Below are 24660 nucleotides of genomic sequence, written 5' to 3' on the forward strand. Positions count from 1 at the left end.
GGATGATGCTCGTAGCCAACCGCGGTGAGATCGCGTTGCGAATCATCCGTACGGCCACCGAGCTGGGCCTCGACACCGTTGCCATCTATGCCGATGACGACTCCGCAAGCCCGCATGTCGCGGCCGCTACCAGGGCAGTTGCGCTTCCGGGCTCGGGTCCCGCCGCATATCTCGACCAGGATGCGATCCTTCGCATCGCCCGCGACACGGACTGCGCGTTCGTTCATCCCGGCTACGGCTTCCTCAGCGAGAACGCCGCGTTCGCCGACCGCTGCGCCGACGCGGGCCTGACATTCGTCGGACCCGATCCGGCTTCGCTGCGTACCTTCGGCGACAAGAAGACCGCCCGCGACGCTGCGGCAGGCCTGGGCATTCCCGTGGTGCCCGCGTCGGGTTCGGGTGACCCGGAAGAACTGCGCACATTCCGTGCGCAGCACCCCGACGGCATCGTCGTCAAAGCTCGAGCAGGAGGCGGCGGCCGAGGAATGCGGATCGTGCGCGACGCCGACGACCTCATCGACGCCCACCGCTCGGCCGCAGCCGAAGCGCTGGGTGCCTTCGGTGACGACCGCCTCTACGCCGAAGCGCTCATCACGGCGGCCCGCCACATCGAAGTGCAGATCGTGGGCGCACCCGACGGCGTCGGCGGGACCGTCGCGCGCGCACTCGGCGACCGTGACTGCAGCGTGCAGCGCCGCCACCAGAAACTCGTCGAGATCGCTCCCGCCCCCGCGCTGAGCGCGGCGCTGCGCCGCGACCTGCACGTCGCGGCCGTCCGGCTCGGCGTCGGCACGCACCTGCGCGGGCTGGCGACCGTCGAGTTTCTGGTGGCAGGGACGACGATGGTGTTCCTCGAGGTGAACCCGCGGATCCAGGTCGAGCACACCGTCACCGAAGAAGTCACCGGCATCGATCTCGTGACCGTGCAGATCGCGGTCGCGCGCGGCGCCGTGTTCGACGAACTCGACCTGCCCGACGGCATCACCGCGGACTCCCACGGTGTCACCGGAGCACCTACCCGTGCCAGGGGAGTGGCTGTGCAGGCGCGCATCAACACCGAAACGCTGCGCCCGGACGGGCAGACCGTCCCCGCGACCGGAACCCTGGCCGCATTCACTCCGCCTTCCGGGCCCGGGATTCGCGTCGACACCCACGCCCGCCCGGGGCTCGAAGTGGGTGCCCGCTACGACTCGCTGCTCGCGAAGGTCATCGCACACGTGCGGGTCTCCGATCCTGCCGCCGCGTTCCGCAAACTCGATGCCACGCTCGGCGAGTTCATCGTCGACGGTGTCGCCACGAACCGGGATGTGCTCCGGAAGATTCTGAGCGACAGGGAATTTCTGTCCGGCCAGGTCACAACGACGTGGCTCGGTGAGCGTCTTGCAGAGTTCGTCGCCCCGCACGTGGACACCGCAAGCCCGGAGCAAGTACCCGAACTGAGCGCCGGTGAGCGTGCGGTGTGCGCCGAAATGGTGGGCACCGTCGTCGAAACCGCTGCCGAGGGCGACACCGTGCAGGCCGGCGCACCCGTCGTGATCCTCGACGCGATGAAGATGCAGCACACCGTCACTACACCGGGGACCGCCTGCGTGACTCGGATGCTCGTGCATCCCGGGCAGACCGTGCAACCCGGAACCGTCCTCGCCGTGGTTCACCTCGATGCCGAGCCCGGTTCGGACGCCATCGCAGAGGCATTCGACCTCGATGGCGAGCGCACCGATCTCGACGAGATCCGCGCGCGCCACGCTGCCACCCTCGATGCCGCCCGTCCCGATACGGTTGCCCGCAGGCACCACAGCGGCAGGCGCACCGCGCGCGAGAACATCACCGACCTCGTCGACGTCGGCAGCTTCGTCGAATACGGCGGTCTCGTCCTCGCCGCGCAACGCGCACGCCGCAGCGAAGAAGACCTCATCGCGAACACCCCCGCCGACGGACTTGTAGGAGGCACGGCACGTATCGACGGTGCCGACGTCGTCGTCATGTCGTACGACTACACCGTGCTCGCCGGAACCCAGGGCAGGTACAACCACAGCAAGACCGATCGGCTCCTCGAACTCGCCGCGCGCCGTGAGGTGCCGGTGGTGCTGTTCGCCGAGGGCGGCGGCGGCCGGCCGGGCGATGTCGACGTAGCGCACGGCGCGGGTCTGGACCTGTCGACCTTCCGGTCGATGGCGGCGCTGCACGGTCGTGTGCCCACCGTCGCGGTGGTGTCCGGCCGGTGTTTCGCGGGCAACGCCGCACTCGCCGGTGTGTGCGATGTACTCATCGCGACGCCCGACGCGAACATCGGGATGGGCGGGCCGGCCATGATCGAGGGCGGCGGACTCGGAGAGCACCGGCCCGAAGAGATCGGTCCGATCGACGTGCAACGCCGCAATGGCGTCGTCCACCTCGCCGCGCGCGACGAGGAACATGCCGTCGCGCTTGCCCGGCAGTACCTGTCGTATTTCACTGTCGAGGCAACCGGATTCGAGGCGCCCGATCCGCGTCTCGCGCGACACGTGGTCCCCGAGAATCGCCTCCGCGCCTACGACGTCCGTGCCGCTCTCACTGCTGTCGCCGACGTCGATTCGGTGCTCGAACTGCGTGCGGACCACGGAGTCGGTATCGTCACCGCACTCGTGCGGGTCGAGGGCAGGGCCTACGGTGTGCTCGCGAACAGCAGCCACCATCTCGGGGGCGCGATCGACGCCGAAGCCGCCGACAAGGCCGCTGACTTCCTCGAACTGTGCGAAGAGCACAGGCTCCCCGTGGTGACTCTGTGCGACACGCCCGGTTTCATGGTCGGACCGGAATCGGAGAAACAGGCGACCGTGCGGCGATTCGGCCGGTTCTTCATCGCGGGCGCCCGGCTGACGGTGCCGTTCGGCACGATCATCCTCCGCAAGGGCTACGGGCTGGGTGCCATGGCGATGGCCGGTGGATCGTTCCACTCACCGCAGTTCACGATCGCGTGGCCGACCGGCGAGATCGGAGGAATGGGACTAGAGGGCGCGGTGCGGCTCGGCTTCCGCAAGGAACTCGATGCAGCGCCCACCGCGGAGGCCCGCGAGGAACTGTTCGGGCAATTGGTCGCGGCTGCCTATCAGCGAGGTAAGGCACTGCAGGCGGCGACGATATTCGAACTCGACGACGTCATCGACCCTGCCCACACCCGGACCTGGATTTCTCAGCTGCGATAGGGGTATGCCACCGCCATGGTCACCTATCCAGGGGCTGAGGACTATCTCCCCGACACCCTCGACATCCTCTCGCTCGAGACAGCGGCCCGGGGGTGTCGCGGGTGCGACCTGTTCAAGGCCGCAGAGCAGACCGTCTTCGGAGACGGGCCCACCGATGCTCGTCTGATGCTCGTCGGCGAACAGCCGGGAAACGAGGAAGACCTGGAGGGGGAGCCGTTCGTCGGGCCCGCAGGCCGCCTGCTGGACAAGGCGCTCGTAGCGGCCGGTGTCGAACGGGACACCGTCTATGTCACCAATGCCGTCAAACACTTCCGATTCGACCGGGCGGCGGGCGGGAAGCGGCGCATCCACAAGAAACCGTCGGGCGGGCAGATCATCGCGTGCCGGCCATGGCTCGTCGCGGAACTCGACGTGGTGCGACCCGATGTCGTGGTGTGCCTCGGTGTGACGGCTGCCCGCGCGTTGATCGACAAGGATTTCAAGCTCACCGCGCATCGGGGTGAGGTGCTGCAGCTCGACGAGCAGGTGCGGGGCACGATCGACCCGGCGGTGGTGGCCACGATCCATCCGTCGGCGGCGTTGCGCGCCCACGTGGACCGCGACGACGTCTTCGAATCACTCGTGCGCGATCTTCAGCGTGCCGCCGGATTCCTCTGAGCAGCGATCATGCGGTGGTGGCGAGTGCGGCTGCGAGCCCGAACGCCACCGACATCGCGCAGACTTCGATGACGGCGTTGCGCAGAGAGGTATCGGCGGCGGCTCGGTGGACTTCGGCCGCGGGCACCCATGTGCGGCGCCAGATCCACGCCAGCGCGAGCAACGCCACGAGCACCACCACCTTGGCGAGCAGGACGCGCCCGTAGCCGGTGTCGACGAGCGCGGCGACCGATTCGAGGCGAACCGCCGCGTCGATCACGCCGGTCACGCCGAGCACGACGACGCATATCGTCGCGAGCTTCGAATAGCGCGGCAGTAGCCGGGACCAGGCCCCGCGGCCCCGGACCAGCAGAGCGAGCGCGGTGAGCACCCCCAGCCAGACCCCGGCCGCGAGGACGTGCGCCGCGTCGAGCAACGACCCGAACGGCTGCTGCGACATGTGCCCCGTGACGGGTCGCGCGACGAGAGCGAGAGCTGCAGCGACGAGCACCGGCGCGCTCGACCACGACGCTTCGAGCCGGAAGGCGAGGGCAGCGGTGACGGTGAGGGCGGCGACGCAGACCCACGCGGCTCCCGCGACCCGCCCCGACCCTGCGGTGCCCAGATATTCGACGAAGAGTCCGGAGCTGAGCCGGACCACGGGCACGTCGACGGTCGCGGCGGCCTCGAGGACGAGCTGGACGGTTTCGAGCAGCAACCACACCCCGCCGAGCACGGTGAGTGCGCGCCACACGTCGTCGCCGGACACATCGGGGCGCCGTCGACCGCGCATCATCGCCGCGAGCGTGGCGACACCGAGCACAGTCGAGCCCACCCCGAGCGACAGCGCCCGTATCCATGCCGACAGCTCCGGCGCGGCCAGCAGCATGCCGAGCGCGACCCCCGCGACGGCGCCGGCGGCGGCCCCGAGGAGCCACCGCCGGCGAACGATCGGCACGAGTGTCAGGCCTTCGGCCTGCGCAACACGAACCACAACGCAGCGACGACCACAACCACACCTGCGACGACGAACCACCACACGGCGGGACCCCCACCGCTGTCGGTGTCGGTGTCGGATGCAGGCGCGGCATCGCCGGCCGCGGCCTCACCGGGGGTGCCGGTGCCCTCCTGCGTGAGGGTGAACGTGCGGGTGCCGCTGACGGGATGCCCGTCGGCCGACGTCACGCGGTAGGCGATCGTGTATTCGCCGACCGGGCCGAGGCCGTCGATCTCGACGCTGACCGTGGGTCCGTCGACGACCGGGTCGCCCTTGGACCACAGGTTCCCGTCGGGCCCGACCACGGTGAGCGCTGCGAACTGCTCCTGCAACGCTTCGTTGAACGTCACGCTGACCTGCTCGGGTGCTTCCGCGATCTCCGAGCCTTGCTCGGGAGAGCTGCCGAGGACCACCGAGTGCGCCGCGGCGGGGCCTGCCGCGAGCGTCAGCGCACCGACGAGCGCGAGGAGAACGGTGACGAGACGTCCGATGCCGCCGGTGTTCCTCATGGGTGCTGTGGCTTTCATGCGCGCCGTCCCCGGATCACTGCACCGAGGCCGAGCGCGGCGCCGAGCGCTCCGAGCACCAGACCGATGCCGCCGAGCCACCGCGCGGTGTTGTCGGTGCTGCTGTCCGATTCGGCGGTGGCGGTCGTTTCGGTGCTGTGCGTGTCGGTGCTGCTGCTCCCGTGCCCGTCACCGCTACTCGCTGCGAGCGTGAGGGAGGGTGCGGGCTTCTCCGGTTCCTCGTCGCCGGTTGCGATCTGATCCCAGGCGACGACTTCCCCGTCGCTGTAGGTCTGGGTCGCTGCGAACGTGACTTCGTCTTCCTCGGGAAGCGGGCCGACGGAGAGAACGAACTGCTGGAACTGGCCCGGTCCGACTTCGACTCCCGGGTCGGCAGTCCAGGTGACCGACGTTGCGAGCTGCGTCTCGGGGTTCTTCTCCACTGTCGCCGTCCAGCCGGGCAGCGGCTCGGTGCGAGCGGACCGCAGATCGGGCAGCTCGACGGTGAGAGCGGTGGTGCCTGCCGTCTCGGACTCGGTGGGGACGCGGAATGTCAGGACCGAGTAGCCGCCTTGCTCGGCGCCCGGAGCGACGACGGTGACGTGGGCGGCGGCGATGCCGGAACCGGCAAGGAGCAGCGCCGCGGTGGCACCGGAGCCGATGACGGTCCGGGTGAGGGTGTTCTTCATGAAGATGTGGTTGCTTTCTCGAATGAGGATCAGGACACGGCGAACCGTGCGCCCGGTGGACCTCGTCGAGAGATGCCGGAAGGGAAAGACCTGACGATGTAGCTGTCGGTGTCGATGCGCGGTACGAGAACCGTGGATGCGGTGATCGCGGGACGCCACGCCCGCATGCGCCGAACAACCGAGGTACACGCAGCGTAGAGGCGGTCGGCGATGCCGATCAGCAGTGCGCACCCGACGACGGCGACCGCGTGCGCGGCAAGCATCGCCGGAGAAAGATGCAGGTGCCCGTCCGTCAGCGACGACAGGACGAGGTGGGTTCCGAGCTGGCCGGCGGCAAGCAGCACGGCCGGTGACGTCCTCGGTCGCCCGGCCCCCACGATGCCGACCCCGACGGCAACCGCCGTCAGCAACGCGACGGCGGGGTTCGTCGGTATCGAACCTCCGGCCGCACCATGCGCTGCGACGGCGAGCGCCGCGGTGGAAACCCCCGCGGTGCCGCCGAGCAGGGCCGGGTTCGTCGTCACTCGGGTGTCAGCGCACGCCGAGACGGGCCAGCAGGTCCGCCTCGATTCCGTCGAGCTCGTTGCCGATAGCGGTGTGCGCGGCCTTACGACGCGCGGCAGGCATCTGCTCTGCGGCAGACACTGCAGCGGTCAGGTCGGTGAGGCGACCACGGATGGCCTCCGCGAACTTCTTCGTCTCGGCGTCCTTGGAATGCAGCTCCTCGGTCTTCGTGACCGACTGCTCAGCCGCCGCGATGCGGGCGCTGAGCCGTGCTCCGTGACCGGTGAACTCGCCGAGCTGTTCGACACCTACACCGAGTTTGTGGGCGCGGCGGACGTCGAGTTGCCCGCGTACGGCAGTCGCGGCCTGGTAGACGAGGGGCGCGAGCACGGGCACGAGCAGGCGGGCGACTCCGAGGTAGCGACGGATCTTCGCCGCGGTCAGGCCTTGATTCTCGGCAGCCTTCTTCTGAGCCTTGAGGGTGGCGATCTGCTCTTTTTCTACCTTGGCCTGCGACTTCACGAGCTCCTTGTCGAGCTTGGCCTGCGACTTCGCGAGTTTGTTGGCGAGCTTTTCCTGGGACTTCGCTGTGCGCCGATCACTCTTGTACTGGTTCTTCGCGCCGAGCTTTGCCTCGAGCTTCGCCTTGTGCTTGAGAGCATTGGCCTCCGCTTTGCGGGTGGCACGCCGCTTCCGCCGTGTGAACAACCCCATCGAACAGCACCCTCCATTCGGTACGACCGCAGCGCGCCCGCGCTCGTCGTCAGCCTAACGTGACGGTGCTGCTTCGAGGCGCCGCACGTCCAGCGAATACCCTGGACTGTTGTGGACAAGACCGGGGAGCAGCGACGCAGGCCCGTCTCGATCGAGGCGAGCGCGCTGACGCGGTGCCGCCACCGGGTGTTTCTCGACGCCACGTTTCCCGAGGAGCTGTCCGCGGCTCCCAGGAACCCGGGCGCTGTCCAACGTCAGGAAGCCGCCGCAGCGCACCGCGAGGCGATCCGGCAGCGGATGTTCGACGCCGACCCCGACGGCTGGGTGCACATCGTTGCGGAGGGGACCATGGCGCAGCGCGCCGACCGGACCCTCGAGGCGTGCCGATCGGGTGCCGACCGCATCTGGGGTGCGGTCCTGCCTGTCGAGCCCGACACGGGCAGGCGGGGACGATCAGAGATCCTGCTCCGCGACGCGGAACGCGGCGGCTACATTCCCGTGATCGTCGTCAATCACAAGGTCACCGACCCGGGACGGGGCGCTGTCACCACCGATCTGTTCGGCTGGGCGCCTGCGGTCGATGAGAGCCGCAAGGTGCGGGCGCATTCGGGTGATCAGATGCGTGTCGCCCACCTGTACCGGATGCTCGAACGCCACGGGCTGGCCAGTCCCGCGCAGGTGGCCGGAGCGATCGGATACAACGCCGACTGCATGCTCGTCCACGACCTGAGCGCCGTCCTCGACGACTACGACGCGCGGCTCGCCGATCGCCTCGACATCGCGCGTGGCAACGTGCCGACGGTGCCGTCGCAGATAGGGGAGTGCCGTACCTGCCCGTGGTGGGACAGGTGCCGTTCCGAGCTGGCCGAACGGCGCGACGTGTCGCTGGTCGCGCCGGGGCAGCGCGCCGACGTGCTGCGCGAACTCGGGGTCACCACGATCGAGGGACTGGCCGGCTGGACCGGCGAACAACCCGAGGTGTGGCCGCAGGGACCGTTCGAGGATGCGGTGGTGATCGCGAAGGCATGGCTCGCGGGGGCGCCCCTGGTGCGCCGCTACCGGCAGGTGCATGTCGCGCGCGCCGATGTCGAAATCGATATCGACATGGAGAGCTACCACGAACACGGCGCATACCTGTGGGGCACGTTGCTCAACACCGACGTGCAGTCGGCGTACAGACCGTTCTCGACCTGGCAGCCGGTGCCCACGACCGACGAGGCCCGGTCGTTCGGTGAGTTCTGGACGTGGTTGTCGGCCGAGCGGCGCGCAGCAGAGCGCCGCGGGAAAACCTTTGCTGCCTACTGCTATTCGAGGTCGGCGGAAGACAAGTGGTTGTTGTCGTCGGCCCGGCGTTTCCATGGATATCCGGGGGTGCCGTCCGAGGCGGAGGTCAAGGAGTTCATCTCGTCGCCGCAGTGGGTGGACATCTATCAGGCGGTGACCGACCAGTTCGTGTGCCCGAACGGTAAGGGCCTGAAGAAGATAGCGCCGATCGCGGGTCATCACTGGCGCGACGACGAAGCCGGAGGGGAAGCATCGATGGCCTGGTACCGGGAGGCGGTCGGCTACGACGGCGGTGAGGCGGTGCTGTCCCAGCGGACTCGCCTGCTCGAGTACAACGAGGACGACGTGATCGCCACCAAGGTGCTGCGTGAGTGGATGAGCGACCGTTCGGTGCTCGACATTCCGCATATCGACGATCTCTGAGCCCACGGTCGGCGAGATTCGCCTACCGTACGGCGTCGGCGAGTCTGCCCAGAGCGTCGACGACGGGTGCCCCGAACATCGGTGGGTCGTTGTGCTCGACACCGTGCAGTTCGACGATTTCGACGAGATTCGGCGCACTGTCGGCAACCGCAGCGCTCTGCGCGGCGGGCACGATGCGGTCGGCGGTGCCGTAGACGACGGTGATGGGCACATGGAGTCCTGCGACGATGTCGGCGACCGGGAACCTGTCCTTCAGGAGGATGTCCGGCACGATCCGGTAGTGGTGCCGCGCGACCGATCCGAGGTCGGTGAAAGGAGACCGCAGAAGCATTCCGGCCGGTGGTGATTCGGCGGCGAGTGCGGTCACGACGGCGCAGCCCAGACTCTCGCCGAAGTACAGCACTCGATCCGGTTCGACGTCCTGCCTGCCCCGCAGGTACTGCAAAGCCGCACGTGCGTCGCGGGCCACGCCGTCTTCCGACGGCCGGCCGGGGTTACCGCCGTACCCGCGGTAGTCGAACAGCAGCGTCGAGAATCCTGCGGCGGCGAGGTCGGCGGCGGTCTCCGCGCGCCCCAATCGGTTCCCGCCGTTACCCGGTGCGAGGAGCACTGTGAAGTCGGCACCCGGACCGGTCGGATTGCGGCCGGGCACGAACCACGCTCCGAGTTCGAGGCCGTCCGATGTCGTCAGGACCACGTCCTCGGCACCCGGCAGTACGGTCGCGGCAGCGGGCGGGACCGATGTGTCGGGCAGATAGATCAACCGTCGTTGCAGCGTCCACGCCGCGACACCGGCGATCACGGCGACGAGTACGACTACGAGCACGATCCGCACGGGCAGCGGAGCGGCGTTACCGCGGTGCCATGCGGAGCGCACCGTCCATGCGGATGGTCTCGCCGTTGAGGTAGTCGTGCTCGACGATCATCTGCGCGAGCTGCGCGTACTCGGTGGGCTGTGCGAGCCGCGACGGGAACGGAACACCGGCTTCGAGACCCTTGCGGTAGTCCTCGGTGACACCGGCGAGCATCGGGGTGTCGACGATACCGGGGGCGATGGTGTTGACGCGGATGCCGAACTGCGCGAGGTCGCGTGCGGCGGGCACCGTCATGCCGTGCACGCCGCCCTTGGACGCCGAGTACGCGATCTGGCCGATCTGGCCTTCGAACGCGGCGACGGACGCGGTGTTGATGATGACGCCCCGCTGGCCGGAATCGTCGACGGTGTCGGTCTTGGAGATCGCGTCGGCAGCGAGACGCATGACGTTGAATGTGCCGAGCAGATTGACCGTGATGACCGTCCGGAACAGCTCGAGGTCGTGCGGGCCGTTCTTGGACAGGATCCGGCCTGCCCAGCCGACACCGGCGCAGTTGACGACGATGCGCAGCGGTACTCCGGACTCGGTGATGCGCGCAATCGCGGCGTGCACTTCGTCACCGCTGGTGACGTCGGTGGGAATGAGGGTGACGCCCGCGGGTGCGTTGTCGCCGACCCGTTCGATGGACTGCTCGAGATCGAGTCCGAACACCGTGGCTCCGGCGTCGGCGAGACGGCGAGCGGTGGCGGCACCGAGACCCGATGCGGCGCCGGTGACGAGCGCGGCAGAACCTTGAATTTCCACAGTCTTGCTCCTGTTCCGGGGGACACGCGTTTCGCGTCGAACCTTAGCGCGACAACGTCCCCGAATCCGCTGTGTCGCTGCTCTGCTGCGCCGGTCGCCGCAGTACGGCGGTGCCGATCAGCGCGGCCACCACGCACGCACCGGCACCGAGAAGCAATCCGGCGCGCCCACCCCACTGTTCGACGACCCATCCGGCGATGGGGCCGCCGATCGCTGTGGATCCGAGGAATGCGACCGCCCACAGTGCCATCACCCGGCCCCGCATCTGCGGCGAGGAGGCGAGCTGCAGTGTGCTGTTCGCGCTCGTCGTGAACGTGACGCTCAGGGCGCCGACGATCACCATGAGCCCGATCAGGACCGGCAGGGACGGTGCAGCGGCTGCGACGGCCATGGCCACGCCGAATGCGAGTGCGGCGAGCACGAGTGGTCTGATGCCCGTGCGACCCCACGTGGCGACGACGAGGCCGCCCACCACGGAGCCCGCACCCATCGCGGCGGTGAGAAAACCGTACGCTCCGGCGCCCGCCTCGAAGGTGTGGTCTGCCAAGACGGGGAGCACCACCTGGAATTCGTATGCGAGACAGCCGACGAGCGCCATCATCGCCAAGGGCACAGCCAGATCTGGTGTCCGCCGCACATACGCGAGTCCTTCACGTAATTGGCCGCGGGCCCGCGCGGTCGGGGGAGAGGGTCGCAGTTTCGACACGTCGAGGGTGAGCAGCGAAGTGACCACGGCGACGAAGCTCGCGGCGTTGAGCAGGAAGCAGATCCCGATGCCGCCTGCGGCGATGACGATGCCGGCAACCGCTGGGCCGATCATGCGCGAACACGCGGCCAGGGTGGACTGCAGGCTCACCGCGTTGCGCAGGTCCTCGGGCCCGACCATCTCGAGCATGAACGACTGGCGCGCCGGATTCTCGAAGCACTGGTTGAGTCCGAGTCCGAGGGCAAGGACGTACACGTGCCACAGCTGGACGGTGTCGGTGATGACGAGCAGGCCGAGGATCAGCGCGAGCAGCCCCATCATCGACTGCAGCCCGATCATGAGCTTGCGTTTGTCGGAGCGGTCGGCGACGACACCGCCGTACGGACCGAGCAGCAGCATCGGGACGGTCTGCAGAGCCAGCACGATGCCGATCGCTGTGGCAGATCCGGTCAGTTGCAGGACGAGCCACGATTGTGCGACGGTCTGCATCCACGTCCCGACGAGGGAAATTGCCTGGCCCGTGATGTAGCGGCGGAAGTTGGGGCCGCGCAGGGCGGCGAATGTGTTTCCACGGATATCGGCGAGGACTGTCAATTGCGCGCCTCGTTTCTGCCGCATCCCATGCTGTCGGCGAGTGCTTCGAGGGCGGGGAGTGCGTCGTGCAGTGCGTCGACGTGGTGTTCGCTCAGTTCGGTGAGGTGTTCGGCGAACAGGGCGGTACGTCGGATCCGCAGTTTTTCGGCGAGCGCGGCGCCGTCGGTGGTGATGTAGGCGAGGACGACGCGTTTGTCGTCGGTGTCCGACGAACGCGACACGAGCCCGGCGTCTTCGAGCTTGCCGAGCATGCGCGAGCACATCGTGGGATTGAGGCCTTCGAGGTCGGCCAGTTCGCGTACACCGACGGTTTTCCGTCGCGCGACGGTGCCGAGGAGGGACGCCTGGGACGGGGTCAGGCTGCCGTCTCCTGCCGGTCGTGAGACGCGGCGTGCGATGCGGCCGAGTGCGATGCGAAGGCGGTTGACCTCATCGGGATCGAATGATTCTCTGCTCACCGGTGTGTGCACCTCCAAGTATTTGCCTATCGGCAAGCATATACCTGTGGTCGCCGTGGCGCCGCCGGTCGGCGTCGAAGGTCACACGTGCGTGGCGGGAGTCGCCTCGGTGGGGTCGGTCCGCTTGGTCCGACGGGCGAACAGGAACATGACCAGGGCAGAGATCACGAGAGTGACACCGCAGGCGCCGAGGCCGATCACGGGGGAGTCGGGAGCGATACCGGCCGCGAGCATCCACGCCCCGAATGCGAAGAACAGTGCCGCGGCCCCGAAGCGGATCGCATTGTCCGGCAGGTGTCGTCCGAGGAGGACACCCGCGACGATGGCGAGCGCGTCGGCAGCGACCATGCCGACCGTCGACCCCACCCAGATGCCGATCCAGTTGTTGTCGGTCGCGAGTGTGATGGTCGCGAGCATCGTCTTGTCGCCGAGCTCGGCGAGAAAGAACGCCGAGGTGACGGCAAGGAACGCCGACCGGGTGACGCGGCCCGCCTTGGATTGCTCATTGTCGTCGAGGGAATCGCCACGCAACGTCCACGCGCCGAACAACAGGAAGGCGACCCCACCGACGAGTGAGATGGCCACGGTCGGGATCGCGACACCGAGATAGTGGCCCACCGCCACTGAGACGAGATGCACGGCGGTGGTGGCGAACAGGATCCCCGACAACACCACCCACCAGCGGTAGCGCAACGCGAACGTCATGGCCATCAACTGGGATTTGTCGCCGAGTTCGGCGATGAAGATGATTGCGAAACTCAGAACGACTGCGGACCACATGAGCGGCTTTTCCTCCTTCGTCTGTGGAGGAATCGGGCTTCCTCCGGACGTCGGACGCGTGGTGCGCCGACGGCCGAAGGTCTCGCCCACCGGAGGTCGTCCGGTTCGCCGTGCCGGGCCGATGGCGGCCAGTGTGTCGACAGGGCGATTGGGGGCTACTCCCCTTCGCTGCCACGACATTAGCGCGCGAAAGTACCCGGTGTAAAGGTAATGCTAAGTTAAGTAGAACCGAACTCTCATTTACGGCATAGCTTCATGCCGCGAGCAGCATGGCCAGAACTGCGGTGTCGGGGTCCCTGCCTGGATCCACGTTCACCTTACTGACCAGCGACGTCACGGTTCCATCCGCTTCGGCCTCCACCCACGCGGCGCGATGATCGAGACCGAGATACGGCAACCCGGGTAGGAGCACACACCCCGATGCGGCGCCCGCATTCTCTGGCAGCGACGGCGTGGTCTCCGACGGAGGATGCAGCATGATCAGTGCCGGGGGTTGATGCTGCGCGAAGCATCCCGGCTCCACGGCGGTCTCCCCGAGGACCGGCCCGGCGGCGAGGACCAGGCCGACGGTGCCCGGCTCCGGATCGTCCGGAAGTTCCTCACGAACCCCGAACACCGTGGAGGTCGGCAGCAGTCCCGGCAGTGATGCCACACGGACCGTCAGTGCGAGCAGCTGTGCCCATTCGCGCGTGGTCGAAGGCCACCGTCCCGTCACTACGAATCCCCGCAGCGACCCACCGGAATGAAACGCGGCAATCCCGATCTGATCCCTCATGGCGTTCCTCCGCTCCCGCTCGGGCGATGAGGGAAGAATGCCCGTTTTTCTCGCTGGCACACAAGAGGCGCCGAGTGCCAGGTGCATTCGGTGCCCGGTGTGTTCGGCGCTAAGCGTGTGGTCGGCCCGACACGTCGACTCCCGGCACGTCGACTCCCGGCACGTCGACACGCAGCCGCACGATCGCCCCGGTGCGTTCACGCGCCGCGACCTCGGGCTGCCAGTTCTCGGCGGTGCAGACGAACAGGTCGCGGCCGTCACGACCGCCGAGTGCCACCGCATACGGATTCGCGACGGGCATCCGGTCGGTGATCACCCCGGACTGCGACACCCGGATCACCTCGCTGCCGAACGGCGATGCGACCCACACGGCGTCGTCACGGTCGATGGCAAGCCCGTCCGGGAACACCGACCGATCGAACTCGATCAGCGTGCGACGGTCGGTGAGGGAGCCGTCGTCGCCCACCGTGAAGGCGGTGAGCCGGCCCGGAATCGCGCGGGTCTCGGCGACGACGAGCGTGCGACCGTCCGCGGTCGCGACCATCCCGTTGGCGAACAGCAGGTCGTCGGCGACGGGCCGGACGGTTCCATCCGGTTCGACGAGTGTGAGCACCGCGGGACGGACCGGGTCGGGTGGGGCGCTGGCATCGCCGTAGTTGCCCACATATGCGCGACCGGCACCGTCGACGTACATGTCGTTCAGATGCCAGGTCGCGAGCCCCGACAGATCCGCGTGCGGGGTGAGCGTGCCGTCGGATTCGCGCCGCATCACCGTGCGGGTGTGGCCGACGGCGATGAGCAGGCGCCCGTCGGGAAGGAACCCGAGCCCCGCTGGGTGCCCGTCGATGTGGGCGATGATCTCGGACGATCCTGTGGACGGATCCAGGCGATGTACGTCGTTCGCGTACACATCGGAGAACCAGAGCCGGTCGTCGTGCCAACGTGGGCATTCGGGAAATGCCAGGCCGGAGCACACGGTGTCGAGCGAGGGAGTCGTCATGGCCGCACAGGATAACGGTCGGCCCTAGGCAACGGTGTCCCGCAACGCTGAAGAGGGCCACCCGCTGGGTGACCCTCTTCCACATGGTGCCGGTGACTAGACGATCAGACCTGCGGTCTGGGTGCGCGCGCGCTCGAAGCGAGCCTGCACGTCGGCCCAGTTGACGATGTTCCAGAACGCCTTGACGTAGTCGGCCTTCACGTTCTGGTACTGCAGGTAGAACGCGTGCTCCCACATGTCGAGCATGAGCAGCGGGGTCAGACCGATCGAGATGTTGCCCTGCTGGTCGTAGAGCTGGACGATGATCAGACGCTGCCCGATCGAATCCCACGCGAGGATCGACCAGCCGGAGCCCTGAATGGAGTTCGCGTTCGCAGAGAAGTGATCGCGGAACTTGTCGAACGATCCGAATGCGTCGTCGATAGCTGCTGCGAGCTCACCCGTCGGCTTGTCGCCGCCCTCGGGGGAGAGGTTCTGCCAGAACACCGAGTGGTTGGTGTGGCCGCCGAGGTGGAATGCGAGGTCCTTCTCGAGCTTGGTCGCCTGAGCGGCCATGGTGCCGTTCTCACGGGCCTCGGCCAGCTTCTCGAGTGCAGTGTTGGCGCCGGCGACGTAGGTCGCGTGGTGCTTGTCGTGGTGCAGCTCCATGATCTTCGCCGAGATGTGCGGCTCGAGCGCTGCGTAGTCGTAGGGCAGTTCCGGAAGCGTGTACTCAGCCACGAAGGGTCCCTTCTTTGCGGGCCTGTGAGCCCGTTCGATTTTTTCCGTGCCTATATGGGTATCCACCCAAACCCATAACTACACGCTGCGCAACATTCGGCCTCACGCGGGACATCGGGCCCTACCGGGAACGTGAGGGGAACGGTATGCGCAGAAAACCGAACGGAATCGCTCCTACCTGCGCCGACTCTCCTGATCGGGTGTGCGATTGGGAGCGTTGGTGAACGGGACCTTAACATTGCGGGGTGTCACGGCCGCTCTTCGACGTTCAGGCACGCGGAGCCGAGGCACCACGTGTCCAGCTGCCCGGGCTCGACCTGCTGAGATTCCTCGCCGCGATCGCGGTCGTGTACTCGCACATCTGCTTCTACCTGATCGACGATCTGGGCACCGGCTGGTGGTTCATCGACGTCACCCACATCGTGTTGACCCAGGGCGCGGGTCTCAACATGCACCTGTCGTTCGTCGGTGTCTCGGCGTTCATGATGCTCACGGGGCTGCTCATCACGCGCTCTGCGATCCGCCAGCCGCCAGGGCAGTTCCTCATCGCACGTGCGGCGCGGCTCGTCCCCGCGTTCTGGGTGTGCATCCTTGCCGCGATCCTGCTGGTCCGTTTCGGCATCAACGGTATGTTCAGCGGCCACACCACTGTCACCGACGGCGAGGCCGCACTCAGCTTCTTCCTCGGTGCTTTCTTCCTGAAACCGCAGGTGGCGGTGCTCGGAGTCGCGTGGACGCTCGCGGTGCAGATCATGTTCTACCTGTTCTGCGTGAGCGGGCGATCGCTGCTGCGGGCCAAGCCCATCGTCATGCCGCTGCTCGGGGCCGCGCTGTGCATGCTCGTGATCATCTACAACCTGTACGTCCCGGAGCCGTACACGGTGCCGTTCCTCTCGAAGATCGCCGCGACGCTGCCCACCGTGTTCCTGGGTCAGATCGCCTATCTCGCGTGGGCGCGGCTGATCTCCGTTCGCGGCCTGCTCGTGGCTCTGATCGCCCAGGTTCAGGTGATCGTTCTCGCCACCGACATGCAGGTGTACTGGGCAGGCAGCCACTACCTGTGGACCATCAGCGTGGTATTCGCGGTCGTGGTCCTGCTGTCCCGGTACGACGGCAGACTCGGTCGTCTGCGCGTCGTGCACTGGGTCTCGACCCGCAGCTACGCGATCTACCTCGTGCACACGCTCGTCATGTACCGGATCTACGAGAACACCGTCGGATTCGTCGGTATGACAGGTGCCGTGATCTGCCTGATCATCGGGGTCGCGCTGGTCTCCGAGCTGGTATATCGCGGCGTCGAAGTGCCTGCGGCCCGGTGGATCGGCAGCAGGTGGCTGCACGCGAAGCGGCCCGCGGCCGTGGAAAAGGTCGCCGCGCGGACACACGCGTAGCATCGGGTCATGTCCTGGTTCGACGACATCCTCGCCCATGCAGGCTCGAAGTCCCAGATGGTCGCAGCCGAAGCATCGCTGCCCGGACGGTCGGAGCCCATGCCGGTTCCCGAGACGCATCACGTCAACGGTCACCGCATCGTGCCGCCCTTCCCCGAAGGCCTCGCCACCGCCGTGGTGGGTATGGGGTGCTTCTGGGGAGCCGAGAAGGAATTCTGGCAGCTCGACGGCGTGTATTCGACCGCTGTGGGATACGCAGGCGGCTACACCCCCAACCCCACGTACGAGGAAGTGTGTTCCGGTCGCACCGGGCACACCGAGGTCGTGCTGGTCGTCTTCGATCCCGACGTGATCGACTTCGAGGGGATTCTGAAGCAGTTCTGGGAGAACCACGATCCCACCCAGGGCATGCGACAGGGCAACGACCACGGAACCCAGTACCGGTCGGCCATCTACACGTTCGACGAATCGCAGATCGAGGCGGCCGAGGCCACCGCAGAATCGTTCGCGACACGCCTCGCGGAAGCGGGATTCGGCAAGATCACCACCGAAATCGCACCCCTCACCCAGTTCTACTATGCCGAGGACTACCACCAGCAGTACCTCGCCAAGAATCCCAACGGGTACTGCCCGGTTCACGCGACCGGTGTGAGCTGCCCGGTCGGTCTCGGGGCATAGTAGCGCTGTGTTCAACCGCACAATGTGAGATCGGTTGGCACTCCTTGAATTTCACCCGGTCGGCGAGCACTCTGGAGGGTAGGAGTGCCGAGTGGGGGAAGGGATCGGGGTACCGAGATGACGTCCGCAGCAGGATATCTACGACGCACACGTAGGAGTCTGCGTGGGCGCAGCCCTCTCGTCCGCCGCACCGACCGCGTCGAAGCCCGTCTGTTCTCGTTGCTCGTCGCCGCGATGCTCCTCATGATCCCCGTCGCCGCGATCGTCGTCGCGAACGTCCAGAACACTCAGGTTGCGATGGCGCAGCAGCAACTTGCCGAACGCACCATGGTCACCGCCACGCTCGACGCCGACCCCGTGGTGGCCGACTCGGGCTGGGGAGAGTTTTCCTACATCGCGCCCTCGACCGCCCCCGCCACTTGGGAGTTCCGCGGCGTCTCGCACCACGGCGACGTGCAGATCACCGGTACCGAGGGTGCAGGCGACGAAGTGCAGGTGTGGGTCGATCGCGCGGGCGCCATGACCCTGCAGCCGATGAGCGTGTCCGCCGCCGAGTTCTCCTCGGTGCTTGCCGGTGTCGCGGTGTACATGTTCGCGCTGGTGACCGCATGCGGTCTGTTCGCACTCGCGCATTGGGGTGTCGAGCGTGCCCGCAGCCGCGAGTGGAGCCGGGACATCGAAGCGTTCCTCGGCTCCACCAGCAGCCACTGATCTACAGCGCTGACACCGCAGGCATGACCTCCTGCGCGACGAGTTCGAGGTGGTCGAGGTCGGCCAGATCGAGCACCTGCAGGTAGATCCGCTGTGTCCCGATGTCCGCGTAGGTGCGAATTTTCTCCACGATTTCCCCGGGGGTCCCCGCCAGCCCGTTCTCACGAAGCTCGTCGACCTCGCGACCGATACGCGCGGCACGACGGGCGATTTCTGCTTCGTCCCTCCCGCAGCACACCACGAGCGCATTCGACAGTGTCAGCTCGGCGGGATCGCGTCCCGCGTCGCGGCACGCCTGGCGCACGCGCTCGAAGAGGGTCGCCGAGCCGTCCACCGAATTGAACGGAACATTGAATTCGCTCGCATAGCGCGCCGCCAACGCCGGCGTCCGCTTCTTCCCCGCACCACCGATGACCACGGGGATCTTTTGCTGATGCGGCTTCGGAAGGGCCGGTGAATCCACGATCCGGGTGTGCGTGCCGTCGTACGAGAATTTCTCCCCGACCGGGGTCTCCCACAGGCCGGTGGTGATGGCGAGAGCGTCCTCCAGCCGGTCGAATCGCTCTTTGAGCGGCGGGAAGGGAATGCCGTACGCGGAGTGCTCCTCCTCGAACCAGCCGGCGCCGAGCCCGAACTCGACGCGGCCGGAACTCATCGCGTCGACCTGAGCGACCGAGATTGCCAGTGGGCCGGGGTGGCGGAAGGTCGCCGAGGTCACGAGGGTGCCGAGCCGGATCGTCGACGTGTCGCGGGCGAGTCCGGCAAGCGTGATCCAGGCGTCGGTGGGTCCGGGCAGGCCCTCGGTGTTCATCGCCAGGTAGTGGTCGGATCGGAAGAATGCGCCGTAGCCGAGCCGCTCAGCAGTCTGCGCGACCGCGAGCAGATCCTCGTAGGTTGCTCCCTGCTGTGGTTCGGTGAAAATCCGTAATTCCATTACTCGATTGTTCCAGGCGCCCACCTACCGCGAATTGTGAGCGGTCTCGAGCGATGAATTCGACGGTTGGGGAACCCTGGGGATGAACCTGTGGAAACTGTGGATAACTCCTGCGCGTGGGCATTGTGGAAACTCATTACGGTATGCCGCGCGGCTGCATCGCATATCGACGCGTGCCACTATTGGAATCGTGAGTTCTTCCGATGTGCCCACCGTGTCGGTGGACGAGGTTCCCGAACCGGGCCCCGACTCGGTGCTCCTCGACGTACGAGAGGACGACGAGTGGGCGCTCGGGCATGCGCCCGGCGCGCTGCACATAGCGCTGGCCGATGTTCCCGCCCGCCTCGAGGAGATCGACATCGACGCCGAGATCTACGTGGTGTGTCGCCAAGGGGGCCGCTCGCTCGGCGCCGTCGAATATCTCAACCGGATCGGATACGACGCCTTCCAGGTGGCAGGCGGAATGGTCGCGTGGCAGAAGTCGAACCGGCCTCTGACAGGTGACGGCGACGACCCGGCAAAGATCTATTGATGGCCGCCTACCAGATCTGTGTCCGCTGTGAGAGCCGCTGGCCCGTGTCCTACCAGGCGCGCCAGTGGTGTCCCTCGTGCCGCGGTTTGCTGCTCTCACCCGTCGATACCCACGTTGCCGTTCCTCCCGACCGACGAAACTTCCGCTGGGTCGTCCGGACACCGCAGGGCAGCTCTGCCGAACGAACCGCCTCCCGCCCCCCACAGCCCACGGCGACACCCGCCTACGACGAGATTCCGCGGTGGGGACTACTCGACCGGCCACGACCGCACGATGAGGAGCCGACCCGAGCCGAGACGCTCGCGGGCCTGGCACCCACCTTGCTGGTCGGCGCGGCAGCGGTATTCGGGCTTGCCGCGGTAGCCGAGCTGTCGCGATACGTGTTGCTGCTGGTCAACCGCACGCGGCTGATCGACCCCATTGTTCTGGCATTGTCGGACTCGGCCGTGTGGGCGACCCAGATCGTCGGTCCACTCGTCGCACTCGCCGCCGCGGTCGCGTCGGGTCTACGCCTGATCGAGGTCCGCCGCCGAGTGTTCGCAGAGCGCGGCACCTCGGACCCTCGGTCGCCGGGTTCGGTGTTGTTCGGTGTTGTGGTGCCCGGTATCAACCTTGCGCTCCCCGGCGTTTTCCTCACCGAGATCGCCTACGACAGGCCGCGGCTCCTGCGTGCCGTCCGGATCTGGTGGGTGCTGATCGTGTCGAATGCGGTGCTGTTCGTATTCGTGCTGTTCTGGCGTCAGCGCGACTCGCTCCAGGCCAGAGCCGACGCGGTCCTGTTGACCGCCGTGGTCGCTGCCCTCGCCGCGGTGGTCGCATTGGCGACGCTGTACGTGCTCCGCTTGTGCGACGGCGCCGACCTACAGGGCAGGCCGCTCCAACAGCGCAGGTTCACCACGGCGACCGGGCCGGTATACGCGCCGATCGCCGAGATCGTGCCCGCCTCCGCTGTTCGGGAGGACGAGCACCGGATTCCGGCGGTGACGTCGTGACCGAGTTCGCCGTGCCGCGTGTCGTCGCCCACCGGGGCTCGTCTGCAGCCAAGGCAGAACACACCTTGGCTGCCTACGAACTCGCCCTCGAAGAAGGCGCCGATGGGCTCGAATGCGATGTGCGGCTGACCCGAGACGGACATCTCGTGTGCGTCCACGACCGCACGATCGACCGGACCTCCACGGGCACCGGTGTCGTGAGCGAGATGACGCTCGCGGAGTTGTCAGAATTCGATTACGGCCGGTCGGGGGAACCCGCGAGTCTGCTCACGTTGACTCAACTCATCGAACTGATGATGGACTTCACGAGCGTGCCGGTGAAGTTGTTCGTCGAGACCAAACATCCCGTGCGGTACGGCGCGCTCGTCGAGGCGAAGCTGCTGGCCGAACTGTCCCGGTTCGGGCTCGCGACGCCACCGTCAGCGGACTTCTCCCGGGTTGTGGTGATGTCGTTCGCCGCGAGCGCTGTCTGGCGGATCCGTAGGCAGGCGCCGCTGCTGCCCACGGTCTTGCTCGGAGAGACGTCCCGTTACCTCGGCGGCAGTGCCGCCACAACGGTCGGGGCCACCGCAATCGGCCCGTCCGTCGCGACATTGCGTGAACACCGCGACCTCGTCGACAAGGCTGCTCTCGCAGGCCGGGCCACCTACTGCTGGACGGTCGACGAACCCGAAGACGTGGAGTTGTGCCGCACACTCGGGGTCGGCTGGGTGGCCACCAATCATCCCGGACGCACCAAGGCTCAACTCGACGCGGTGCCCGGCGTGTAGTTTTGCGCCGTGGCGAAGAAGAGCAAGAGAAACAGCGGACCCAAGCCCGGCAGCAATCGCGCCGCCAAGCTCGAGCAGCGCAGGCTCGAACGGGAAGCGGCGTCCGGCGCGGCGTCCCGGCCGTTCGAGGGCCTCGCCCTCGAACTCGACCTCGTGGCGTTGCGGGAGTTCGTGCCGTCTGCACTCGTCGACCTTCCGGTTGCGGGGGGCGGACGCCGAGTGATCGGCGCAACCATCCTCCCGGGCGGTGTCGCGGCACTTGCCCGTGAAGAGGGCGACGAGGTCGTCGGGTACGTCGGGCTGCAGTTGGCGACGTTCGGTCCCGATCCGGCCGGCGAACTCGGTGCGGCACTCGAGTGGGCCCTCACCGCTGAGCCCGGGACGTCGTTGAAGGTGGCAGAGCCGACAGCGGACTCGGCGCGCCTGCAGGATCTGCTCGTGGCCGACGAGCTTCCGTCGATCACCGTGCACCAGGATTTCCAGTGGTGGATCCCGGAAGGTGTCGAGGCTGCTCCCGATGTCGCGCAGACGCTGCAGCAGGCAAACGCTGCTGTGATGCCGTCGGCACGTCTCGACGGTGAGGGCCTCGTCGCCGCGTGGTGGGTGGATACCGGAGAGAAGGCGCACCTGCGCTGGATTCGGCCCGAGGACGAAGACACGCTGATGACCGCTCTGTCGCGAGTGCACGCGGCCGGTGGTCTGCACCTCGGCGAAGGCTCGCGATTTGCGGGATCGTTCCGCACCCACGGCCTGCTGGTGCCCGTGTTCGATCTCGATCGTGAGAAGCATCCCGACGAATGGGTCGCGGCGACGCTCGAGCTCGATGCCCGGCTGGATGCGGCGCTGGGCGACGAGTCGCCGCTCACCGTCGCCGAGCGAGGCTCCCGCGACGGCCTGCGCAGCCGCCAGGTCACTCTGCGCTGACCCTGAATGGCCGAACGTCACCTTCATGCTGTTGAAGTGCGCGAAGGTGACGTTCGGCCGAGGGGCAGCTGGGCTGGCTAGATGCTGCCGCCTGCGGCCAGCGGAGCGTTGCCGTTCCGCTCTGCGGTCTTCGAGTTGAGTTCGCGAGCGACGAAGTCCTCGAGGTTGAACAGGTTCTCGCCTGCGCGATCGGCGACGGTCAGCAGCGTGGTGACGGTTGCGACCTCCTCGACCTGCTCCTGCAGGAACCACTGCATGAACTGCTCGCCGAGGTAGTCGCCCTCGTCGCGGGCGGTGCGGGCGAGTTCGACGATCTGTTCGGTGACGGCCTTCTCCTGCTCGAGCGCCAGCGCGATGGGCTCACGGGCGCTCTCGAACATCGACTGGCAGGCATCGACGCCGGTGAGGTCGACGGCGATGTCGCGATCGAGGAAGTACTGGACGATCATCATGGCGTGGTTGCGTTCTTCGACCGCCTGCGCGTAGAAGTGCTTCGCGAGCTGCGGGAGATCCGCGTTGTCGTAGAAGATCGCGATCGCGATGTACTGATGCGATGCGTTGAATTCGTTGCGAATCTGGTCGTGCAGAAGTGAGTGGAATTTGGTCGTACGAGATTCGCCCATTGTTGTCATGACGGCGACGTTAATGCAGGTCAGGGATAATTTCATCCAAGCGTTGGCTAGACTGATTTCTCCGAGTATTGGCTAAGCTGGGCCATTTCAGGATTGGCTAACCCAAGATCATCTCGGGAGGAACGGCGGTCACGGTGCGGGTGCGAGCAGATCTGCGGGGATCTGCTGGTCCTGCTCGAGCGCCCCGAAGAACTCGATGGCGCGCTCCCGATCCCACAGAAGGACGTTGCCGACCCCGTAGACATCCTCGAAGCCGCCGACGGGCACTGTGGCAGTGATCGTCTCGCCGCGCATCGCCCATGCGAGCCGGCCGAGATCCCACAGGTGATCGCCGTTGTCGACGCGCACCGACGCTGCCGCACCCGATACCAGCGGCCACAACCGGAAGGGGTTGAGAAAGGTGGTGGGGCCGGTCGCCTTGCTCAGCAAGGCCGACATGAACAACCGCTGGTTGTTCATCCGATCGAGGTCGGCGAGTGGTGTGGCACGGGTGCGCACGAAACCGAGCGACTGCGCGCCGTTCAGTTCCTGACAGCCCGCTTCGAGTTGCAGACCCGCCAGAGGATCGTCGATCGGATACGGGACACAGATGTCGACGCCGCCGACCGCATCGACGATCGACGCGAATCCACTGAATCCGATCTCGGTGTAGTGATCGATGTGGATTCCGGTCGCTCCCTCGACCGTCCGGACGAGCAGCTGTGGCCCGCCGAGCGCGAACGAGGCGTTGAGTTTGTCCTGGCCGAATCCGGGAACGGACACGTACGAGTCGCGTGGGAGGCTCACCATCGTCGTGGCGCCACCTCCGCTGGGGACGTGGATGAGCATGATCGTGTCGGTGCGATCGGGGCCGACATCGCCGCCGGTCGCGAGTTCCTGTTCCTGCTCGGGGGTGAGCCCGATGCGGCTGTCGGAGCCCACCAACAGGAAATTGGTTCCGGGGGTATCGCCGATACGGCCCTCGTAGTCGGCGAGCGCATCGATGCGGTCGAGCTTGCCGTCGAAGTAGACGACACCCGCGACCGCCGCGATGAGCAGGACGGCGAGCAGCGCACCTACGCGGCGCAGGGCTCGCCGGAGACCCCCGGGTCGCCTGCGGCGCGGTTCGGGCTCGGCGACCGGCGGGGGCCGACGTCGCGGAGGCGCAGGAGGCGGTGCTGTCGCTGCACGTCGTTTGTCGACGAACGGTTCGGGTTGCTGCCGCGGCTGATGTTGTTGCTGCCGCGGCGGGGGTTGCCGTCGGGGTGGTGGTTGTTGCCTGGGAGGTGACTGTCTGGGCAAAGGCGGCGGCGCGGCACGGCGCTCGGACCGGGGTGTCTGCGACCAGGCACGCGGCGGCGCGGCCGGGTTACGCCGGATCACCTGATTGCCCTCCGGAGGGGGAGGCGCGGCGTGGGGCGGGACGGGGCGCCGCATCGGCGGTTGCCGACGCGGCGGCGGCCCCTGGGGCGGGCGCGGCCGGTTCCGAGGGTCGGGGTGGTCGCCGTTCACCCGGACAACTGTACG

The 24660-nt window shown here is 67.2% G+C and carries 26 protein-coding genes; 10 read left to right on the plus strand and 16 right to left on the minus strand.

The window, feature by feature from the left end; genetic code table 11:
* Positions 1-2: 2 nt before the first annotated feature.
* Both ACTDXD_RS11745 and ACTDXD_RS11750 read left to right on the plus strand, forming a co-directional pair.
* The gene (locus tag ACTDXD_RS11745) at positions 3-3185 is read left to right on the plus strand and encodes a carboxyl transferase domain-containing protein (protein WP_440127185.1); all 3183 of its coding nucleotides are present in this window, start codon (positions 3-5) and stop codon (positions 3183-3185) included.
* Positions 3186-3200: 15 nt separating this feature from the next.
* Positions 3201-3842, plus strand: a complete 642-nt coding sequence (locus tag ACTDXD_RS11750) for a UdgX family uracil-DNA binding protein (protein ID WP_440127186.1) — start codon at positions 3201-3203, stop codon at positions 3840-3842.
* 7 nt (positions 3843-3849) lie between these two features.
* Here the strand turns inward: ACTDXD_RS11750 and ACTDXD_RS11755 are convergent, their stop codons facing one another.
* The 5 genes from ACTDXD_RS11755 to ACTDXD_RS11775 are packed head-to-tail and all read right to left on the minus strand — an operon-like array spanning position 3850 to position 7231.
* Positions 3850-4779, minus strand: coding sequence for a CopD family protein (locus ACTDXD_RS11755; protein WP_440127187.1), 930 nt, complete (start codon positions 4777-4779; stop codon positions 3850-3852).
* Between the two features lie 5 nt (positions 4780-4784).
* Entirely contained in the window at positions 4785-5327 is a 543-nt protein-coding gene (locus ACTDXD_RS11760; protein WP_440127617.1) for a copper resistance CopC family protein, read from the minus strand.
* Between the two features lie 14 nt (positions 5328-5341).
* Entirely contained in the window at positions 5342-6013 is a 672-nt protein-coding gene (locus tag ACTDXD_RS11765; protein ID WP_440127188.1) for a YcnI family copper-binding membrane protein, read from the minus strand.
* 29 nt (positions 6014-6042) lie between these two features.
* Positions 6043-6537, minus strand: coding sequence for a hypothetical protein (locus ACTDXD_RS11770; protein WP_440127189.1), 495 nt, complete (start codon positions 6535-6537; stop codon positions 6043-6045).
* 7 nt (positions 6538-6544) lie between these two features.
* Positions 6545-7231, minus strand: a complete 687-nt coding sequence (locus ACTDXD_RS11775) for a DUF6474 family protein (protein ID WP_440127190.1) — start codon at positions 7229-7231, stop codon at positions 6545-6547.
* Positions 7232-7342: 111 nt separating this feature from the next.
* Here ACTDXD_RS11775 and ACTDXD_RS11780 point away from each other — a divergent pair, with 111 nt between their 5' ends.
* The gene (locus ACTDXD_RS11780) at positions 7343-8938 is read left to right on the plus strand and encodes a TM0106 family RecB-like putative nuclease (RefSeq protein WP_440127191.1); all 1596 of its coding nucleotides are present in this window, start codon (positions 7343-7345) and stop codon (positions 8936-8938) included.
* A 22-nt stretch (positions 8939-8960) separates the two neighbouring features.
* Here the strand turns inward: ACTDXD_RS11780 and ACTDXD_RS11785 are convergent, their stop codons facing one another.
* From ACTDXD_RS11785 to ACTDXD_RS11820, 8 genes are all read right to left on the minus strand, one after another.
* A complete protein-coding gene (locus ACTDXD_RS11785; protein WP_440127618.1) occupies positions 8961-9773 on the minus strand; it encodes an alpha/beta hydrolase in 813 nt (270 codons plus the stop codon).
* A gap of 16 nt (positions 9774-9789) precedes the next feature.
* Positions 9790-10557, minus strand: coding sequence for an SDR family NAD(P)-dependent oxidoreductase (locus ACTDXD_RS11790; RefSeq protein ID WP_440127192.1), 768 nt, complete (start codon positions 10555-10557; stop codon positions 9790-9792).
* 43 nt (positions 10558-10600) lie between these two features.
* The gene (locus ACTDXD_RS11795) at positions 10601-11857 is read right to left on the minus strand and encodes an MFS transporter (RefSeq protein WP_440127619.1); all 1257 of its coding nucleotides are present in this window, start codon (positions 11855-11857) and stop codon (positions 10601-10603) included.
* Positions 11854-12270, minus strand: coding sequence for a MarR family winged helix-turn-helix transcriptional regulator (locus tag ACTDXD_RS11800; RefSeq protein WP_440127620.1), 417 nt, complete (start codon positions 12268-12270; stop codon positions 11854-11856). Before ACTDXD_RS11800 ends, ACTDXD_RS11795 begins: the two co-directional genes overlap by 4 nt.
* A 126-nt stretch (positions 12271-12396) precedes the next feature.
* Positions 12397-13095: a TMEM165/GDT1 family protein gene (locus tag ACTDXD_RS11805; protein ID WP_440127193.1), complete on the minus strand. Its 699-nt coding sequence runs from the start codon at positions 13093-13095 to the stop codon at positions 12397-12399.
* Between the two features lie 253 nt (positions 13096-13348).
* The gene (locus ACTDXD_RS11810) at positions 13349-13870 is read right to left on the minus strand and encodes a peptidase (protein WP_330133353.1); all 522 of its coding nucleotides are present in this window, start codon (positions 13868-13870) and stop codon (positions 13349-13351) included.
* 109 nt (positions 13871-13979) lie between these two features.
* The gene (locus tag ACTDXD_RS11815) at positions 13980-14870 is read right to left on the minus strand and encodes an SMP-30/gluconolactonase/LRE family protein (protein WP_440127194.1); all 891 of its coding nucleotides are present in this window, start codon (positions 14868-14870) and stop codon (positions 13980-13982) included.
* A gap of 96 nt (positions 14871-14966) precedes the next feature.
* Positions 14967-15590, minus strand: coding sequence for a superoxide dismutase (locus ACTDXD_RS11820; protein ID WP_440127195.1), 624 nt, complete (start codon positions 15588-15590; stop codon positions 14967-14969).
* A 245-nt stretch (positions 15591-15835) separates the two neighbouring features.
* Here ACTDXD_RS11820 and ACTDXD_RS11825 point away from each other — a divergent pair, with 245 nt between their 5' ends.
* The 3 genes from ACTDXD_RS11825 to ACTDXD_RS11835 all read left to right on the plus strand — a co-directional run bounded on the left by ACTDXD_RS11825 (position 15836) and on the right by ACTDXD_RS11835 (position 18370).
* Positions 15836-16981, plus strand: coding sequence for an acyltransferase family protein (locus tag ACTDXD_RS11825; protein ID WP_440127196.1), 1146 nt, complete (start codon positions 15836-15838; stop codon positions 16979-16981).
* A gap of 9 nt (positions 16982-16990) precedes the next feature.
* Positions 16991-17659: a peptide-methionine (S)-S-oxide reductase MsrA gene (gene msrA, locus ACTDXD_RS11830; protein ID WP_440127197.1), complete on the plus strand. Its 669-nt coding sequence runs from the start codon at positions 16991-16993 to the stop codon at positions 17657-17659.
* A 117-nt stretch (positions 17660-17776) separates the two neighbouring features.
* A complete protein-coding gene (locus ACTDXD_RS11835; protein WP_440127198.1) occupies positions 17777-18370 on the plus strand; it encodes an Rv1733c family protein in 594 nt (197 codons plus the stop codon).
* Position 18371: 1 nt separating this feature from the next.
* Here the strand turns inward: ACTDXD_RS11835 and ACTDXD_RS11840 are convergent, their stop codons facing one another.
* Positions 18372-19304 (minus strand): LLM class F420-dependent oxidoreductase, encoded by a 933-nt coding sequence (locus ACTDXD_RS11840; RefSeq protein WP_440127199.1) that lies wholly within the window; start codon positions 19302-19304, stop codon positions 18372-18374.
* Between the two features lie 190 nt (positions 19305-19494).
* On the opposite strand from ACTDXD_RS11840, the gene ACTDXD_RS11845 reads away from it, so the two are divergent.
* The 4 genes from ACTDXD_RS11845 to ACTDXD_RS11860 are packed head-to-tail and all read left to right on the plus strand — an operon-like array spanning position 19495 to position 22522.
* Positions 19495-19836: a rhodanese-like domain-containing protein gene (locus ACTDXD_RS11845; protein ID WP_440127200.1), complete on the plus strand. Its 342-nt coding sequence runs from the start codon at positions 19495-19497 to the stop codon at positions 19834-19836.
* Positions 19836-20828 carry a DUF4328 domain-containing protein gene (locus ACTDXD_RS11850; RefSeq protein ID WP_440127201.1) on the plus strand — a complete coding sequence of 331 codons (993 nt, stop codon included), beginning with the start codon at positions 19836-19838 and terminating at the stop codon, positions 20826-20828. The genes ACTDXD_RS11845 and ACTDXD_RS11850 overlap by 1 nt, the downstream gene beginning before the upstream one ends.
* The gene (locus tag ACTDXD_RS11855) at positions 20825-21598 is read left to right on the plus strand and encodes a glycerophosphodiester phosphodiesterase (protein ID WP_440127202.1); all 774 of its coding nucleotides are present in this window, start codon (positions 20825-20827) and stop codon (positions 21596-21598) included. The genes ACTDXD_RS11850 and ACTDXD_RS11855 overlap by 4 nt, the downstream gene beginning before the upstream one ends.
* A 9-nt stretch (positions 21599-21607) precedes the next feature.
* Positions 21608-22522 (plus strand): DUF5926 family protein, encoded by a 915-nt coding sequence (locus tag ACTDXD_RS11860; protein WP_440127203.1) that lies wholly within the window; start codon positions 21608-21610, stop codon positions 22520-22522.
* 77 nt (positions 22523-22599) lie between these two features.
* Here the strand turns inward: ACTDXD_RS11860 and ACTDXD_RS11865 are convergent, their stop codons facing one another.
* Both ACTDXD_RS11865 and ACTDXD_RS11870 read right to left on the minus strand, forming a co-directional pair.
* Positions 22600-23145: a ferritin gene (locus ACTDXD_RS11865; protein WP_440127621.1), complete on the minus strand. Its 546-nt coding sequence runs from the start codon at positions 23143-23145 to the stop codon at positions 22600-22602.
* 138 nt (positions 23146-23283) lie between these two features.
* On the minus strand, positions 23284-24516 hold the full coding sequence (locus tag ACTDXD_RS11870; protein ID WP_440127622.1) for an LCP family protein: 1233 nt from the start codon (positions 24514-24516) through the stop codon (positions 23284-23286).
* Positions 24517-24660: the final 144 nt, after the last annotated feature.

The sequence above is a fragment of the Rhodococcus sp. SJ-3 genome (assembly GCF_051918125.1).
GTDB lineage: Bacteria > Actinomycetota > Actinomycetes > Mycobacteriales > Mycobacteriaceae > Rhodococcus.

Bases quoted from the DNA above. Each gene is read 5' to 3' on its own strand.
- ACTDXD_RS11840 (WP_440127199.1), bottom strand. From the start codon at position 19,304: ATGGAATTACGGATTTTCACCGAACCACAGCAGGGAGCAACCTACGAG.
- ACTDXD_RS11775 (WP_440127190.1), bottom strand. From the start codon at position 7,231: ATGGGGTTGTTCACACGGCGGAAGCGGCGTGCCACCCGCAAAGCGGAG.
- ACTDXD_RS11865 (WP_440127621.1), bottom strand. From the start codon at position 23,145: ATGGGCGAATCTCGTACGACCAAATTCCACTCACTTCTGCACGACCAG.
- ACTDXD_RS11765 (WP_440127188.1), bottom strand. From the start codon at position 6,013: ATGAAGAACACCCTCACCCGGACCGTCATCGGCTCCGGTGCCACCGCG.
- ACTDXD_RS11760 (WP_440127617.1), bottom strand. From the start codon at position 5,327: ATGAGGAACACCGGCGGCATCGGACGTCTCGTCACCGTTCTCCTCGCG.
- ACTDXD_RS11745 (WP_440127185.1), top strand. From the start codon at position 3: ATGATGCTCGTAGCCAACCGCGGTGAGATCGCGTTGCGAATCATCCGT.
- ACTDXD_RS11805 (WP_440127193.1), bottom strand. From the start codon at position 13,095: ATGTGGTCCGCAGTCGTTCTGAGTTTCGCAATCATCTTCATCGCCGAA.
- ACTDXD_RS11850 (WP_440127201.1), top strand. From the start codon at position 19,836: ATGGCCGCCTACCAGATCTGTGTCCGCTGTGAGAGCCGCTGGCCCGTG.
- ACTDXD_RS11815 (WP_440127194.1), bottom strand. From the start codon at position 14,870: ATGACGACTCCCTCGCTCGACACCGTGTGCTCCGGCCTGGCATTTCCC.
- msrA (WP_440127197.1), top strand. From the start codon at position 16,991: ATGTCCTGGTTCGACGACATCCTCGCCCATGCAGGCTCGAAGTCCCAG.
- ACTDXD_RS11750 (WP_440127186.1), top strand. From the start codon at position 3,201: ATGGTCACCTATCCAGGGGCTGAGGACTATCTCCCCGACACCCTCGAC.
- ACTDXD_RS11835 (WP_440127198.1), top strand. From the start codon at position 17,777: ATGACGTCCGCAGCAGGATATCTACGACGCACACGTAGGAGTCTGCGT.
- ACTDXD_RS11810 (WP_330133353.1), bottom strand. From the start codon at position 13,870: ATGAGGGATCAGATCGGGATTGCCGCGTTTCATTCCGGTGGGTCGCTG.